The organism is Flavobacterium lotistagni (assembly GCF_011392125.1).
Lineage (GTDB): Bacteria > Bacteroidota > Bacteroidia > Flavobacteriales > Flavobacteriaceae > Flavobacterium > Flavobacterium lotistagni.
In genome coordinates this window covers 37,388-54,376 of the sequence record NZ_JAAJBU010000006.1, presented here as the reverse complement: position 1 = coordinate 54,376, position 16,989 = coordinate 37,388, and the positions used below count along the sequence as shown (strand labels likewise).

Genomic DNA, 16,989 nt, shown 5'->3' with positions numbered 1-16,989 from the left:
TTATGACTGCGAAAAGCCGCTTTTTATTTTTGATGCTCCTGCTGTGCCAGTTCGCTTTGGCCCAACAAGATTTTATTGTCCAATTGCGCGAAGTCTCGGTAACAGATCGTTATTTGAAAGATTTCTCGCGCACCCAAGAAGTCACAGTACTCAATGATTCGGTGATTCAGAAGAATGGTGCTTCGTTGACATCGCTTCTACAATTCAATTCCGGAATTTACTTCAAGGAAAACGGATTGGGTATGGTTTCCTCGGCGGCGTTCAGAGGCACCACAGCGCAACAAACAGCAGTACTTTGGAATGGCATCTACATCAATTCGGTGTTTACCGGACAAACGGATTTCAATACGATTCCTACTGCCGGCTTCGATAACATCTCGATTCGTTCTGGCGGCGGCAGTACCATCTACGGAAGTGGCGCTATTGGCGGAAGCATCCACCTGAACAATAAAATTGTTTTTGAAAATCGTTTTACAAATGAAGCGACTTTGGCCTACGGAAGTTTTAATACATTCGGTGCTTTTTTCAAACAAGATTTTGCCAACGATCGATTTGCCTTGCAATGGAGTGTTTCCAGAAATAGTTCTTCGAATGATTATGAGTATTTGGGAACCGACCGCCGCAATGAAAACGGACAATTTTATAATACTACCTTGAATGCAGCTTTGGGATATAAAATTAATAAATACCACATGATTAAGTATTTCAGTCAATGGTACCAAGGACAAAGGCATTTTTCTTTGTATGTTTCTACAGAGAACAAAACCAAGTATCAGGATTTTAATGTGCGCAACTTATTGCAATGGGATTGGACAAAGAACCGCTGGACGTCGAATCTGAAGCTGGCGTGGCTGAATGAGCAGTATAAATATTTCAGTAATATCGATAATAACCATTATACTTTTGGAGATGTCAGTACATTGTTGGCCAAGTACGCTTTATCTTATCAACCCAACAACAAAATGACTTTCCATGTTATTGGTGAAGTCAATCAGAATCAAGGAAAAGCTTCGAGCATGATGAACAGCAAACGAACTATTTCTAGCGCCAGTTTGCTTTTAAATCATCAGTTGCACAAGACTTTGGGCTATGAATTTGGCCTGCGCAAAGAAAGCACTTCTAGTTACCAAAGCCCGCTATTATTCTGGCTGGGCAGTCATTATGAGCCATTTTCGTTTTACCAAATCAAGGCGAACATTTCGCGCAATTTTCGAATGCCCACTTTTAATGATTTATACTGGGAAGATTCTGGAAATCCCGATTTGAAAGCCGAGCAGTCATTGCAATTCGAACTGGGAAATGTTTTCACTTTTAAAAAATGGAGTTTTTCGGGCACTTTTTTTCATTCGAAGATTGACGATATGATTCGCTGGTTGCCCAACAGCGGTGGATTGTTCAGCCCTGAAAACACAGCGAAAGTTTCGATTCGAGGTTTTGAATCTGCGATGAATTGGAATTACTTGGTTGGCAGGAGCAAGTTCAAGTTGAGCGGCACCTACACATATACCCAATCTGAAGATTGGACTACTGGTCATCAATTGATTTATGTTCCTTTTCATAAAATGACCGCAGCTTTGGCTTATAGTTTTGGAAAATTCGCAGCAGACTATCAATACCTTTACAACGGAAAAATTTTCACCCAATCGGATAATGACCCTACTCAAACCGTGCCTTGGTTTGTAGTTTCAAATCTTGGATTGGCCTATCATTCAGGCATCAAAAGCCAATATCACCTCGGTCTGAAAATACTGAATCTTTGGAACGAAAAGTACCAAACCATTGAGAACCGACCGATGCCTGGCAGAAATTTTAATGTATACCTAACCTTTAAATTTTGATTATGAAATCATTACAATTGTTTTTTGCTTCTTTAATTAGTGCCTTGTTTTTAATTTCCTGTGAAAAGGAAGAACTGCCTCAATTTGACAATACTGGCGATTACAGCGATGGTTTTTTTGTGGTTAATGAAGGTACTCAAACAACGGGTTCCATTTCCTATGTGAAGTCGGATTTTTCTTCGGTTAAAAACGATATATTCACAACAGAGAATGCTTCAGCGTCTGGAATAGGTGGTTATGTTCAATCGGTTTTCTTTCATGACGAGAAAGCTTTTATCATCTCAGGGTCAAATCTGGTGACCGTAGTGAATCGAAACACATTCAAACTCATTGGGCGTATCAATACCGGACTTGTCAATCCTAGATATGGCGTTGTGGCCAACGGTAAAGCTTACATTACTAACTCCAACACTTTCTCATTCGACAACGCCGCTACCGGAAATACAGATGATTTTTTGGCGGTTGTTAACCTCGAGACTTTGCAGGTAGAAAGTACGATTAACATGAATAGCATCGCCGATAAAATTCTTTTAATCAACGGGAAGCTATATGTTAGTGGCGGTCTTTATGGCGAAGGAAATAGTTTGAATATCATTAATCCGCAAACCAACACCATCGAAACGACGCTGACATTCGGAAATTCGCCAAATTCAATGGAAGCATATAATGGCAAATTGTATGTTTTGAGTTCGAATTATACTGCTGAGAGCCAATTGACCAAAATTGATTTGTCTACTGATACCATCGAGAATACGATTACTTTACCGGCAACCTTGGGCAATGCACAAAATCTCAACGTAGAAAACAATCAGATTTATTTTACGGTAGGGAAAAAAGTATTTGCATCATCTATAGCTTCCAGCACGATTAGCGATGTGCCTGTGTTTGAGTCAGGGGCTCAGAACCTTTATGGTTTTGTTGTTAAAAATAGCGCAATTTATATCACCGATTCAAAAGATTATATTTCTAATGGACAAGTATTAGTTTATAGTACTTCAGGGGTTTTAGCTTATCAAATAGGAGTCGGACTCATACCAAATGGTGTATATTTCAATTAAGAATATCCTTCTTTTCTAAGTTGTTTTTATTGTAATGGTTTCGGATTGATTGCAGTTCGAAAAAATTTTTGCTCCTTTGTAACAAACACAAAGCGGGTTCGTCTTGCCTTGACATTACCCAAAGTAGTTTATGAATTCCAACGAGTTTTTGCATCTCATTACTCCTTTTAAAGATAAGGTTTTTCGGTTGGCTAAGCGCTTGCTAGTCAGTACCGAGGAAGCCGAAGATGCTGCACAAGAAGTGATGCTCAAACTCTGGAATAAAAATCAAAGCCTCAGTGAATATCAAAGTGTGGAAGCTTTGGCCATGACTATGACCCGCAATTATTGCCTAGACCAACTCAAGTCAAAAAGAGCCAGTAATTTGCAAATCGTGCATCAGAATTTTACTAATCGCGATCCTAGTTTACAGCAACAACTCGAAGATGCCGATGCTTTAGATTGGGTCAGTAAAATCATCAACAACTTACCAGAGCAACAAAAAATGATTGTTCAACTGCGCGATATTGAACAACAAGAATTCTCCGAAATCGCGAAAATCCTAGAAATGAATGAAACTGCGGTACGAGTGGCGCTTTCAAGAGCCCGCAAAACCATCCGCGAAAATATGACTAAAACCCACAGTTATGGAATTGGATAAAATCGAACAATTACTCGAAAAATATTTTGAAGGCGAAACCACTCTTGCTGAAGAACAGCAACTCAAAAATTACTTTTCTTCAGCAGTCGTAGCTTCTCATTTGCAGCAATATCAGCCGCTCTTTGGCTATTATGCTGTTGCTGCTCAGGAAAAACCCCAACAAGAGTTTCATTTAAAATCAAATCAAAACCAACCTCTAAAATGGATTTCTATCGCAGCTTCGGTTGTGATTTTACTTGGTGTCGGTTTTTTTGCATTCAATCATTTTAGCGCCATTGAAAAACCATCGAGCGAATTAGGCACATACGACGATCCGCAGCAGGCGTTCGAGCAAACTCAAAAAGCACTCGCGATGCTTTCAAAACAGGTCAATGTAGGCATCGGCAGCATGCAATACGTTCAACAATACGAAAATACCAAAGACCAAATATTTATCACGGAGTAACAATCATCAATCATTTATTAATCAAAAACAACTAAAAATGAAAAATTTCTTAACCACCGTAGTAGTGATTTTAATGACATCACCACTTTTTGCCCAAGGCGCTTTTGATAAGTTCGACGGGCAAGACGACGTAACTTCAATCATCGTCAACAAAAAAATGTTCGATTTGATGAGCAAAGTCAAAATGGACGCTTCAGACAAAGAAGCACAACAGTACTTGAACTTAATCAAAAAACTTGACAACCTCAAAGTGTTTACCACCAAAAGTACCCGAGTGGAAAACGAAATGAAAGCTGCCTCTGAGAAATACATCAAGTCGGCCGGATTGGAAGAACTTATGCGTGTAACTCAAGAAGGAAAAAACATCAAAATTCTAGTAAAATCTGGAGCAAAAGATACCCAAGTTCGTGAACTCTTGATGTTCATTGAAGGCGGAAAGGGCGATGACACCGTGCTGATGTCGCTCACTGGCGATTTCGATTTGAACGAGATTTCAGTCTTGACCGACAAAATGCGTTTTCCCGGTGGTGATGATTTGAAGAAAGCCACTAAAGGTTCTAAAGGTCCGAAAGGTCCAAAATAAGAAGCGATGAAACTGATTATCATACTAGTTTCGACGTTGGTTTTCTCCTTGCAAAGCTGTCAATCTGAAGCATCATTGCAAAAATATTTTGTCGATCACACCAACCAAAAGGATTTTGTGGTGGTGGATGTTTCGCCAAGTATTTTAAAAACAGATAAAATGCAACTGACTCCGGAGCAAAACCAAGCGCTTCAATCGTTTGAAAAGATGAATGTGCTTGCTTTTAAATGCGATGGAAAAAACCAAAAGCAATACGAATTGGAAGCCGCCAAAGTAAAGTCGATTCTAAAAAATGAAAAATACCAAGAATTGATGAAGTTCGGTTCTGGCCATGATGGTGCTTCAGTTAGTTTCGTTGGTGAAGATGAGCATATCGACGAATTTGTACTTTATGCCAACAAGAAAGAAAATGGTTTTGCAGTAGTTCGTGTTTTGGGAAAAGACATGAATCCGACGATGGTTTTAAGTATGTTATCCATCTTGAAAGAATCGAACCTTGACATGGAGCAACTCAAGCCTTTGCAAAAACTCTTAGCACCATAAAGTAATTCCACATCAAACAAAAAACCTTCCGGACTATGGAAGGTTTTTTTATGCTTTAGTTTTTAAAATATTTAAGCGGCACCCACAGCATACCAAAACACTCGCCGTGTTCTTTACCGAGATGTTTGTGGTGCATTTTATGGGCTCGGCGTACTGCTTTGGCATAACGGTTATTGGCATTTCGGAACATTTTAAAACGTTGGTGGATGAAAATGTCGTGAACTAAAAAATAAGTACAGCCGTAAGCGAAAATCCCAAGACCTATTGATAGTCCGACTGACAAAACATCGTATTGCCAGAGTAAAAAAAAGATAATACTCACCACAGCATAGAAAATAAAGAACGCATCATTTCTTTCAAACCATGAATCGTGATCTTTGTGGTGGTGGTCGGCGTGCAAGTGCCATAAAAAGCCGTGCATGATGTATTTGTGGCTGAACCAAGCCATGAATTCCATGAGGCAAAAAGTAAGAAAAAAAACTAGAATTTGAATTGCGGTCATGTCTAGATGATGTTGAGTTTATAATTGAAATAGCATTTAGCAAACAAACCGTATTTCTGATAATCGGGCACTCTGATTCGGGTAGTTTTGATCTCGGTGGATGGCGTTCGGTTCAGTTTAGACAATAAGGCTTTGAAATAAACATAGGCGGTGTAAACTCCAAACTTGGCTTCGAGCGGTAGACCTTTAATGCCTTCGTAACCTGCTTTAAAGTCTGCTTCGATTTCAGCGATGATTCTTTTTTTAGCAGTATCGTCCAACCGGTTCAAGTCAGTTTCTGGAAAGTAAGTGCGGTTGAGTCCTTCTTGATCGGCCTTTAAATCCCGAAGAAAATTCACTTTCTGAAAGCCTGAGCCCAATCGCATCGCGGCGTGCTTGAGCGATTCATATTTTTCCTGATTGCCGTTTACAAATACTTTTAAACACATCAACCCAACCACATCAGCCGAACCGAAAATGTATTCGTTGTATTCTTCGTGGGTTTGATAAATCGTTTTGTGCAAATCCAATCGCATACTTTTAAGGAACGCGTCTATGAGCTCACGTGGAATTTCATATTGCGTTACAGTATGCTGGAAAGCGTTCAATACCGGATTCAAACTGATTTTATTCTCGAGTGCGCGTTGTAAATCAGCTTCAAAAAGATCGAGCAATTGGGTTTTGTCATAGTCGTGAAAACTATCTACAATTTCATCGGCCAAACGAACGAATCCGTATATGTTATAAATGTCTTGGCGAATTCGCGGGGAAAGCATGCGCACAGCAGCCGAAAATGAGGTACTGTAAATTTTAGTAACATTTCTGCTACATTCAAACGATACGGTGTCAAAAATAGATTTCATGCTCAGTGGTATTTTTGGATTAAATCGGCGACTAATTTTCCTGAGATTAATGCCGGAGGAACGCCCGGTCCGGGAACCGTGAGTTGTCCTGTGAAGTATAAGTTCGATACTTTTTTACTTTTTAGTTTGGGTCTCAAAAATGCGGTTTGAAATAGCGTATTGGCCAATCCGTAGGCATTTCCCTTGTAAGAATTGTATTCCTTAACGAAATCGTTCACGCAAAATGAACTTTTGAAAATGATACTGCTTCTTAATTCTTGCTGAGTCAGTCTTTCCAAGCGACCTAAAATTTTGTCGAAATAATGATTTCGAAGCGATTCAGTGTCTTCTATTCCGGGTGCAATTGGTATTAAAAATATAGCAGCTTCCTTGCCTTTTGGTGCGCAATTTTCATCTGTTTTAGAAGGAAAGCTCGCATAGAATAGTGGTTCACGTGGCCATTTTGGATCGTCATATATAGCAGCGGCATGTGCATCGAAGTCTACATCGAAAAACAAAGAATGGTGTTCAACAGCTTCAATTTTTTTGTCGAAACCTACATAAAACAATAATGATGAGGGTGCGAAAGTTTTCTTTTCCCAGTAATTCTCACTGTACTGACGATAGGAATCTTCAAGTAAAGTTTCTGTGTGATGATAATCGGCGCCGCTCAGAACAACATCAGCTGTTATTTTTTCTCCGTTGACTGTTAGGCTACTGGCTTTGTTTAGGCGGATATTTATTTTAGAAATCGTTGCCTCGGTTTGAATTTTTACACCCAATTCGCGAGCGAGCTTTTCCATGGCCAACACCACGCTGTACATGCCGTTTTTTGGATGCCAAGTGCCAAGTCCGAAATCTGCAAAGTTCATAAAATTGTAAAACGATGGCGTGTCAGAAGGTTTTGCACCCAAAAAAAGAACCGGAAATTCTAATACTTGAATGAGTTTTTTGTTTTTAAAACGCTTGCGGATATCACGGCTGATGTTGCTGAAAAATTGCCCCACTTTTTGAGCCGTTTTCCATGTGATAAGTTCCATGGGCGATTCTCCAGGGCGATAGACCAAATCTTTAATGGCGATGTCGTAATTGCTTTGCGCTTCGGCCATGAACTCGGCTAAGGCTTGACCACTACCTTTTTCAATAGATTCAAAAGTGTTGATGATATCTGGTAAATTGTCGGCAATGGTGATAAATTCGTTGATTCCGAAATAAACCTGATAAGCTGGTGAGAGTTTGATCAGCTCATAATAATCAGAAGGCTTTTTATCGAAGTCTGCAAAGAAGCGTTCAAAAACATCGGGCATCCAATACCAAGTTGGGCCGATATCGAAAGTGAAACCATCTTTTTTAAGTTGTCTGGCGCGACCTCCAATAGTGCTGTTTTTTTCTAGTATTGTTACCGCGTGCCCAGCTTTGGCCAAATAGCAAGCAGCAGCCAGAGCTGAAAAACCAGAGCCAATTATTTTGATGTCTTTTTTCATTAAGGAACAATGGTGTTGATTTCGTCGGTCATGGAGCGGATGCTGGGGAACAATTTTACTTTGTTGGATAATTTCGATCGGTCAATTTCGGCGACTTGTTTGCCTAGAATCCAGAACTCTCCATTTTCGGTAAGTGCTTTTTCAGCGACATTTTTGATGTAGGCATCAATTTCATCAGCGACCGGTTCGATGGTAAAGTAGGATAGAAACGTAATCTTATCGAAGTAGCGGTTCAGCGTGGGTAAATTATCCGACGGAATGCTCTCACCCAAATAGATAGTTTGGAAACCTTTCTCGAGCAGTTCGTAATTGACAAACATTAAACCGAGTTCATGCAATTCGTTTTCTGGTAAATATAGCACAAAAACACGGTCGTCGATTTTTGGGCCTTCTTTCTGAAGTTTTTCAATATTGCTGGTAATTTTCTGTTTGATTAGAAAACTGATGAAATGTTCGTGGGCTGGGGTTATCGTATCGGATTGCCACAACAGACCGATTTCGGTAATCAGCGGAATGAAAACATCATAGAAAATCTCGCGGAAGGATTTCTCTGATAGCAAATCTTCATAAGCTTTATGGAATTGTGCCGGATCAAAATTAAGCATAGCCATTTTGAAAGCACTGATAGCATGGTTTTTAACGCTTTTTTCATTGATAATTTGTCGCACCAGCATCGGAATTTTCTCTGGCGGATATTTTGAAATCTTTGAAATCTTATAGCCGTGGTGGTGCAGCAAAGTAATATTCAAGAGCTTCTGCAAACTGCTTGTGTCATACTGACGAATATTGGTTTGCGTGCGTTCGGGTTCCAAGACATTGTATCGTTTTTCCCAAATGCGAATGGTATGGGCTTTAATTCCCGAAAGGTTTTCGAGATCTTTGATACTGAAGGAATTTTTTATATTGTTCATCTTTTCTGAAAAAATATTAAACAAAAATAATTAAAAAATTGAGATTCAAACTATAATCCGAAAATAAAAATCGCAGAATCAGTTCGAATGGTCGAACACTATCAATTTTACTAGTGATTTTTGAGATGCGAAATGAAAATGTTCATGAGGCATTAATTACAAATTTTCATTTTCAATGGGCTTTTCATTTCTAGTTCGACCTTATAATTTCTGTTTTTAAAGAGATTTTTTGCATTTGTAACAACCCAAGCATAAGGCCGACCAAGAGATTCTGTGACATCATCCTTTTTTATACATTTGTCTGAACGTAAAACCAACTTTATGAAGAAAATTTCGTGGCTCCTATTAAGCGGATTACTGACCTTAACTGCGCTGGGGCAAACCAAAAAAATCACACTTGATGAAAGTGTCATGCAGCAAAACCGCCAATTCCGTGCGGATAAATTATTGGGTTTTCAATGGATTCCCAACACCAATAAATATGTCTATTTTGCCGATGGTGGACGCAAGTTAATGACCGCCTCAGCTTCCGACTCAAAAGCAACCGAATTCATTACTTTGGCTGATTTAAACAAGAACCTCGGAACAGATTTGCGTTCTTTTATTGGTGTCGCCTTCAAAGATGCCAATACGTTATTAATCGCCAATGGCCCGAAGTTTTTCGAGTACAATATGGCTAACCAAACCAGTAAATTGGCCGGAACTTTCTCCGAAACTGCCGAGAATCACACCTACGATAACGCGAAAGAAAACATCGCGTACACCGAAAAAAACAACCTTTACTATTCCAATAAAAACAACGAGAAGATTGCGGTAACCAATGAAACCAATGAGGGCATTGTGTCGGGGCAGGTTTTCGCGCGCAACGAATTCGGGATTGACCATGGTATTTTCTGGTCGCCAAAAAATCACTACATCGCCTTTTATCAGAAAGACCAAAGCGAAGTAGCAGATTATCCTTTGTTGGATATCAACGAAACACCCGGGAAACTCGAAAGTATCAAGTATCCGATGATTGGGCAGAAAAGCGAAAAGCCCAGAGTCGGAATTTATAATTTGGCCACCAAGAAGACCGTTTTTATCCAACCTCGTGGTGCTGCCGATGATTATTTGACCAACCTTGCCTGGACGCCCGATGAGCAATTCGTGTTGATTGCAGAACTTAACCGCGGCCAAAACGACATGTCGCTCAATGTGTATAATGCGCAAACCGGTGCTTATGTGCGCACCATTACCAACGAAAAAAGTAAGAGTTGGGTAGAACCGGAACACGCTGCTTTTTTCCCGAGCGATAAATCGAACAACTTTATTTGGTTCAGCGAAAAAGACGGCTTCCAGAATTTGTATTACTATTCCATCGACGGTAAACTCATTAAGCAACTCACTAACAATAAATTTGTCGCCAAGGAAATCTTGGGTGCTAATCCGGCGGGAACTGAAATTTATTTCTCAGCAACAGGTGAAAATCCGACCAATTTGTTGGCCTATAAAGTAGATTTGAAAGGCAAGCAAACTTTGATTACCAAAGATGCCGGCGTACATTTCGTTACCGCAAGCACAGACTGGAATTGGTTTTTTGACGAATATTCGAATCACACGACACCTTCAAAATCAGTGATGTATGATAAAAACTTGAAACCAAAAACCATTTTGGAGAGTGCCAACAAGTACGAAGGTTACGCGATGGGAACTGCTGAAATTAAAACCATCAAAGCCGCTGACGGTGTTACCGATTTATATACGCGTTTGATCAAGCCGAGCAATTTTGACCCAAGCAAAAAATATCCCGTTTTGGTTTATGTATACGGCGGACCGCACGCGCAAATGATTACCAATTCGTATCTCGATGGTGCGAATTTGTGGATGTATTGGATGGCCGAGCAAGGCTACTTGGTATTTACCCTAGACAATCGCGGATCGGACAATCGCGGGTTTGCGTTTGAAAGTGTGATTCATGGAAGATTGGGCGTGAACGAAATGGACGACCAACTCAAAGGCGTAGAATATTTGAAGTCGTTACCTTATGTAGATGGCAATCGTTTGGCGGTTCATGGCTGGAGTTTTGGTGGTTTCATGACCACTTCGCTGATGCTTCGCAAACCAGATGTTTTCAAAGTAGGTGTGGCCGGTGGCCCAGTAACCGATTGGAAATGGTATGAAATCATGTACGGCGAGCGCTACATGGACACTCCGGCGGAAAACCAGAAAGGCTTTGACCAGGCCAGTACCTTGAATTATGTGAAAGATTTAAAAGGAAAATTGCTATTGATTCACGGGACTTCGGATGATGTAGTGGTCATGCAGCACAATTTGGCTTTGGTGAAAAAATTCATCGAGGCCGAGAAACAAGTGGACTTTTTCCCTTATCCGATGCACAAGCACAATGTGTTTGGGAAAGACCGCGTGCATTTGATGCGTAAAGTGCTTGACTATATTATTGAGTATAATAAATAGTTTTAGAAGCTATTTCCTGCTTTTCGTTGCAATCTTTTTGTTTAGTTTGCTTACACTAATTCAAGAATAATTTCTACAACAAAAAGGATTTCCACTTCAATCATGGCTAAAAAAAAAGATAGAAACCAATCAAATTTGATTGGTTTCTATCTTTTTAGTTATAAATTATTCTTTGGTTCTTAAGGAGCTCTTATTATATATTTATCCAGAATTCTAGTTTTTTATCAATTTTCCAAAATGCGTATTCTTTCCTCCGACTGACACAGTATATATATAAATTCCAGCGCCTAATGAATTGTTCCCGCTATCTAAGCCATCCAATTTGATTTCGTTCTCGCCAAAAATACCATCAAAGGCGATAGTTTTAAGCAACTTACCGTCAATAGAATAAATTTGAACTACGATCTTAGCTGGCTCATGCAGATAAATTAACGCTTTCGTTTCAGAGGTAAACGGATTAGGGAAAAACTTCAAAGAATTATTATCATCCGCCATGAATTCTTCATTACTGAGAGGTCCCTCACTTAGAGAAGTGAATGGACTTAAAACTTGATAGCAAATACTGGTTTGTTCAATAGATTGTTCAATAGCTTGTGCTGCTGCCGATCCTTGTGGTAAGGAGTAAAAATCTACCAACAAACTTTCCATTTTATTCTTAGCCCATAATTTTGGCAAAAAAGCATACGCCGGATTATTTTGATTACTTAAATTTAGATTATAAACGTATTGAACCTGTTGATTAAATGCTGTTCCTGACAGTGTTAATTGAATATCTTGAGGAACTTGATATCTTCCTGTAAAAATCAATTGTTGTCCTTTGTAGAGATTTGGGAGAGGATCTGGAAATACGTTGCTAATAGCATTAGCAGGGACCACAGAAATAACTGGGTTAAGTAATACAGGATTTCTTATTGTGAGATAAAAATTAGAGACAACATCTTCAATTTCATCATTCCCTAAAAATGTTACAAAACCGTTATTGTTGGTAGCTAATAGTGTCAACAAATCAGTAGTAACATAGTCCCCAATTCCAAAGGTAAAAAGGAATATTTCCGTTTCTAATTGATTTACAGAATTGTTTACTGCTGTAATAATACCTTGCGTACTTGTTATGCCTGAAGTAGCTTCTCCATCCGTAAAGAAGACCACAATATTTGCTTGATCCTCAGATGCCGCTCCAAATTGGTTGACTGCAGTGGTTACTGCTCCGGAAATATTAGTTCCGCCAGTCGCGACCATATTATTAATAAAAGCTAAAGCCGCATTGGCATTGATAGGGTTATACTCAACTAATGTGGGTCTAAAAGGAGTAATACTACTATCAAAATCAATAATATTAAAATTATCACCGACATTTAGGTTATTTACAATAAATGTAGCCGCTTGTTTAGCTTGGACCATTTTATTACCCGACATACTGCCTGAAGAATCTACTATTAGGACAAAATTTTTCTGAATAATTGCAGTACTTGGATTTGATTCAGGTTCCACGACCATTCCAAAAAATCCATTTCCAAAGTTGTCACAATTATTTTCACCCTCCTCTAAAATGGTGCTAAAAGGTATAACGCCCAACTGATCCGATGCAAGACGGTATCTTATCAAAATATTGTCAATTGAAGTTGATTCCGGCTGACTGATAGACGCTGTTGCAACGTTTCCATCATTAGTAATTGTTGCTACGTTACCCTCACTTATAATACTTGTTATTGTTCTTCCTGATGTTAATTGGAAATTAAAAATCTGAGAATTTTGGATTATGCCCGACTGCATTGAAGAATAATCGCTTGGGTATTGGAAAGTAACTTCATCAAAACTATAAGGCAATAACTGGACATAAGTTAATTCTACTTCAATTTGACTATTGGCGGCTAGGTCATTGCTGAACAGAAAAAATAAAGGAGTATTGCCTAAATAAGCAGATAAACTGCTATTGAGCGTTCCCGTGCCACCACCAGATGAACCACCATTTACAAATACGGCAAATTGCCATGCACCATTATCAATTCGCCATTTCAATTGTGTTACTGAAGCATCACTTGTTAAAGGAAATCCATATTCAATCCCTCGAGGAACACTTGTATTATTAATATAAGTCTGACTTGTTCTTACCGTTGCAATTTGATTTTGCACGGTTACATTAACCTCAGAATTAATTAATGGTAGTCGAGAACCACTAGCTCGATTGGTGATAAGTACTCCATTTGCAAAGGAAAACTGTGCAAATATTAGAACTATTAGATAAGTAATGAGTGCTTTCATAGGTGTTGGTTTTAGATTTTCTGTACAAGATACAATAAATTTTCAAATGCATAAGGCTTTAAAGTTATTTATTTTAACATAAAATGATATTAATCAATAAACAAAACCAACGGAATCTTAATCACGTTAATCCAGATGTCATTTAGATTGTTCCGTTGTACTCTATGCACTTCGGGTCAACACTTAAAATTCAACATAATATTGCAGCCCTAGCCCTGATGGCAGCGGCATCCTTTTTAAACCAGCTTGGTTTGCAAAACCGAGCTGGTTTAAAAAGATATAGCGTACAGCAGGTTCCCGGCTTCTAAAAAAAAAACCACCAACGAATGAACATTGGTGGCTCGTTTTTGAGTAATGGAGTCTCAAACCTACTCAAAACAAATAGTGGCTATTGGGAAAAATATTCATTATCTAATGCAATGCGGCGGTTACTTTAAAAAAGCACAAACTCTACAAACAGAATCGCGCCCAGAATAGAACCGCCAACCAAAGACAGAATCAACATTACTTTAGAAAAGCTCAAGTTGTCTTGCGGTGATTTTTCGTTGTATAAGATTTTTTTCATCGCTCAGCTGCCGTCTGTAATTGCAGTATAAAGCAAGCCAAAAAAGCCGAGTTGCCCAAAAAAATGTGATGAACTACCAGAATTTTGGGACGAACTCTAATATTCTAGTGATAAGCATTTTAAATCGCAAATGATTACACAATTTGGAGTTTGCGCACCAATTCTTCGTAATACGATTTGGCAATTGGCAACTTGGTTTGGTGAATGGTAATGCTATTGGATTCCAAGTTCGACATATACTCTAAGTTAACCACATATGATTTATGGGTTTTAAAAAACAAAGGCTGGTTTAGTTTTTCGATGAAACTCGATAACGTTCCGCGAATGAGTTCGGTTTTGTGCAGCGTTTGAATTTCTAGGTAATTACCGTCTGATTTGATCCAGAGAATATCGCTGATTTGCAATTTGGTATAACGGCATTTGTCTTTGATAAACAAGGCGTCTTTAATAATCAAGGCCTGTGAATCTTCTGCCTCTTCTACCGGCGTTTCAGAGAGTTGGTAAAGCGCCATTTCTATGGCCGTAAAGAGTTGTTCTTCTTTGAAAGGCTTGACCAAATAGTTCAAGGGTTTGGTCGATTTGGCCCGTGAAAGGGTTTGTGTATCGGAATACGAAGTCGTGAAAATAAACGGCACCTTGTATTTGGCGTTGATTGCTTCGGCCAGATCAATGCCGTCTTTTTTGCTGCCGAGGTTCACATCGAGTAAAATTAAATCTGGCGTAGTTTGATCTAACAAGTCAATGGCTTCTTGATAATCCATGGCGTTGCCGACGATTTCATAGTTCATTTTAGTGAGCATATTGCGCACATCTTCGGCAATGATAAGTTCATCTTCTACAATTAAAATTTTCACCATATTATATGTTTTTAATTATAAACCTGCATGATAGGCTTTCATATCTTTGAAAGTTACTATAAAATCGGTGTGTGATTCGGTGGTGTTCACGGTAAATTTTCCGCGCAATTGCCGACTTAAAATTCCGACCAGTTTCAGGCCCAATGATTGGGTGTTTTCTGTTTTAAAGCCGCTGGGCAAACCCGGGCCGTTATCAGAAACCGTCAGTACATAGTCTACCGTGTTAAGCGGTCGGATCTGGATGGTAATCAAGCCGTCAGCCTGTTGGTTGAAAGCGTATTTATAGGCGTTGGTCACCAATTCATTTACAATCAACCCTAGGGAAATGGCCGTGTCAAAATCAAAATAAATTCCGTCAACCAATACGTTGGTTTTTACTTTACTGGCGTGGCCTTCGAACAGTTGTGTAATATAAGCCACCAATCGTTTGATATAATTCTCGACATCGACCTCATTAATTTCTTCAGACTGATACAAGTTCTGATGCAGCAAACTCATGGTCTGCACACGGCTTTGCGCTTCCTGTATCATGTCGAGTACCGCTTTGTCATTGATGTGATCGGATTGCATATTAAGCAAGCTCGAGATAATTTGCAAATTGTTTTTCACCCGGTGGTGGATTTCCCGCAACAAGGTTTCCTTCTCTTGCAGGGAAGCTTCAATTTGTTCTTTTTGCCTTTGGATAATGTTGCGCTGTTTCTGGTAGTTCTTCAGGTTGCGATAAATTGATGCCGTGACGATACTCAGCAGAAACATAGAAATCAGTACGATGTATTTGAATTTTTTCTGTTTGTTGGCTTCAATCTGATGCAACTCATCGCGCTTTTGTTGTTGCTTTCGCAGGATTTCTTCCTTTTTCTCGAATTCGTTCGTGAGTTGGATTTGCGTCAGTTTAGCGTTGATTTCCGAATTAAACATCGAATCACTCACTTTTTTGTACTGTAAATGGTTCAGATAAGCCAGCTTGAAATTGCCTTTTTTGGCGTAAATTTTCGAAAGGTTTTCATAGGCAAACTTCATCGATTCGAGCTCGCCAATTTGAGTAGAAAGTTGTAAGCCCTTTTGGGTGAAGTTTTCTGCGAGTGCCATTTTTCCGCTCAAGAAATACACTTCACCAATTTTTCGATAAGCATCAGCTTCACCTGATTTGTTCGAAGTTTTGATAAAATTTGTCAGTGCCTTGTGCATGAAAGCTAAGGCTTTATCATACTGGTGCATATTACCGTAATTGCTTCCTAATTGTTGGTAAACGAAGGCCGCATTAGACCAAAGATTGTGCTTTTCATTGTAAGCAATACAGTCTGTTAAGATGGCATTGGCTTTAGTAAATTGTTTTTGATCGGAGTAGAAATTGGCAATATTCCCTTTGATGATAAAACGCAAGTCCATATTTTGTGGCGCATTTTCAATCTCTAGAATTTTGAGCCCCTTGTTGTAATAGGCCAATTGCTTGTCAGCTTGCGGTAGTTTGCTGTAGAGTATCGCCAAATCGTTGCACAAAGCGGCCATCCGTCTATGTTTCTGTAGCTTTTCAAAAATGCGATAGGCGTCGTTGAGGTATTTCAAAGAAAAGGTAAAATCGTTCAAATACAAATAGGCTTGACCCAACAAAGCATAGCTGTAGCCGAGATTTTCTGGATTGCGAAGTTTTTGATTAATCGGAACCGCTTTGTTGCAAGCCGCTATGGCCAGTTTAAAATCAGACTTGCTGTTGTATACCAAAGCCAAACCATTATAGCCCGCACCAATACCTTGCGGAAAATTGATTTGCTCGCTCAACCGCAACGATTGGTTGATCAAATGCAGTGCTTTTCTCGGATCAGAATCAGTAAACTCTTTCCCGAGTTTGAGCAATAACTTGGCTTTGACCGAATCTGCCAGACTCGGCTTGGTGATTTTCATTTCGTGTTGAATTTGCTCATAACGGGCAATTTCTTTTTGTAGGCTATCGGCTTTCTGCTGGCCAAAAACGCCAACAAAGAGCAGTAAAGCAAAAAGAAAATGTAGTTTATTGAGCATCCTGAAA

15 protein-coding genes are annotated in these 16,989 nt (G+C 39.3%); 7 read left to right on the top strand and 8 right to left on the bottom strand.

Translation table 11 applies throughout. The annotated features are described in order from the left end of the window. Positions 1–2 precede the first annotated feature (2 nt). The 6 genes from G4D82_RS08500 to G4D82_RS08475 all read left to right on the top strand — a co-directional run bounded on the left by G4D82_RS08500 (position 3) and on the right by G4D82_RS08475 (position 5,107). A complete protein-coding gene (locus tag G4D82_RS08500; RefSeq protein ID WP_166336615.1) occupies positions 3–1,838 on the top strand; it encodes a TonB-dependent receptor plug domain-containing protein in 1,836 nt (611 codons plus the stop codon). A 2-nt stretch (positions 1,839–1,840) separates the two neighbouring features. Beyond that, entirely contained in the window at positions 1,841–2,896 is a 1,056-nt protein-coding gene (locus G4D82_RS08495) for a DUF5074 domain-containing protein (RefSeq protein ID WP_166336613.1), read from the top strand. A 130-nt stretch (positions 2,897–3,026) separates the two neighbouring features. After that, positions 3,027–3,536, top strand: a complete 510-nt coding sequence (locus G4D82_RS08490; protein WP_166336611.1) for an RNA polymerase sigma factor — start codon at positions 3,027–3,029, stop codon at positions 3,534–3,536. Beyond that, positions 3,523–3,981, top strand: coding sequence for a hypothetical protein (locus G4D82_RS08485; protein WP_166336609.1), 459 nt, complete (start codon positions 3,523–3,525; stop codon positions 3,979–3,981). The genes G4D82_RS08490 and G4D82_RS08485 overlap by 14 nt, the downstream gene beginning before the upstream one ends. A gap of 37 nt (positions 3,982–4,018) precedes the next feature. Continuing rightward, the gene (locus G4D82_RS08480) at positions 4,019–4,564 is read left to right on the top strand and encodes a DUF4252 domain-containing protein (protein WP_166336607.1); all 546 of its coding nucleotides are present in this window, start codon (positions 4,019–4,021) and stop codon (positions 4,562–4,564) included. A 6-nt stretch (positions 4,565–4,570) separates the two neighbouring features. Continuing rightward, entirely contained in the window at positions 4,571–5,107 is a 537-nt protein-coding gene (locus G4D82_RS08475) for a DUF4252 domain-containing protein (RefSeq protein WP_166336605.1), read from the top strand. A 55-nt stretch (positions 5,108–5,162) separates the two neighbouring features. On the opposite strand, the gene G4D82_RS08470 is transcribed toward G4D82_RS08475, so the two are convergent. From G4D82_RS08470 to G4D82_RS08455, 4 genes are read right to left on the bottom strand one after another with little or no spacing between them, the layout of a single operon-like run. After that, positions 5,163–5,609: a sterol desaturase family protein gene (locus G4D82_RS08470; protein ID WP_166336603.1), complete on the bottom strand. Its 447-nt coding sequence runs from the start codon at positions 5,607–5,609 to the stop codon at positions 5,163–5,165. Positions 5,610–5,611: 2 nt separating this feature from the next. Continuing rightward, a complete protein-coding gene (locus tag G4D82_RS08465) occupies positions 5,612–6,451 on the bottom strand; it encodes a phytoene/squalene synthase family protein (RefSeq protein WP_166336601.1) in 840 nt (279 codons plus the stop codon). A gap of 2 nt (positions 6,452–6,453) precedes the next feature. After that, positions 6,454–7,914, bottom strand: coding sequence for a phytoene desaturase family protein (locus tag G4D82_RS08460; RefSeq protein WP_166336599.1), 1,461 nt, complete (start codon positions 7,912–7,914; stop codon positions 6,454–6,456). Continuing rightward, positions 7,914–8,825, bottom strand: a complete 912-nt coding sequence (locus G4D82_RS08455; protein WP_166336597.1) for a MerR family transcriptional regulator — start codon at positions 8,823–8,825, stop codon at positions 7,914–7,916. Before G4D82_RS08455 ends, G4D82_RS08460 begins: the two co-directional genes overlap by 1 nt. Positions 8,826–9,146: 321 nt before the next feature. Between G4D82_RS08455 and G4D82_RS08450 the strand changes: the two genes are divergently transcribed. Further along, positions 9,147–11,279 carry a S9 family peptidase gene (locus tag G4D82_RS08450; protein WP_166336595.1) on the top strand — a complete coding sequence of 711 codons (2,133 nt, stop codon included), beginning with the start codon at positions 9,147–9,149 and terminating at the stop codon, positions 11,277–11,279. Between the two features lie 213 nt (positions 11,280–11,492). Here the strand turns inward: G4D82_RS08450 and G4D82_RS08445 are convergent, their stop codons facing one another. From G4D82_RS08445 to G4D82_RS08435, 4 genes are all read right to left on the bottom strand, one after another. Beyond that, positions 11,493–13,541, bottom strand: a complete 2,049-nt coding sequence (locus tag G4D82_RS08445; protein ID WP_166336593.1) for a VWA domain-containing protein — start codon at positions 13,539–13,541, stop codon at positions 11,493–11,495. A gap of 433 nt (positions 13,542–13,974) precedes the next feature. Further along, positions 13,975–14,106: a hypothetical protein gene (locus G4D82_RS14455; RefSeq protein WP_262886695.1), complete on the bottom strand. Its 132-nt coding sequence runs from the start codon at positions 14,104–14,106 to the stop codon at positions 13,975–13,977. 134 nt (positions 14,107–14,240) lie between these two features. Continuing rightward, positions 14,241–14,963 carry a LytR/AlgR family response regulator transcription factor gene (locus G4D82_RS08440; protein WP_166336591.1) on the bottom strand — a complete coding sequence of 241 codons (723 nt, stop codon included), beginning with the start codon at positions 14,961–14,963 and terminating at the stop codon, positions 14,241–14,243. 15 nt (positions 14,964–14,978) lie between these two features. Next, entirely contained in the window at positions 14,979–16,982 is a 2,004-nt protein-coding gene (locus G4D82_RS08435; protein ID WP_166336589.1) for a tetratricopeptide repeat-containing sensor histidine kinase, read from the bottom strand. Between the last annotated feature and the right edge of the window lie 7 nt (positions 16,983–16,989).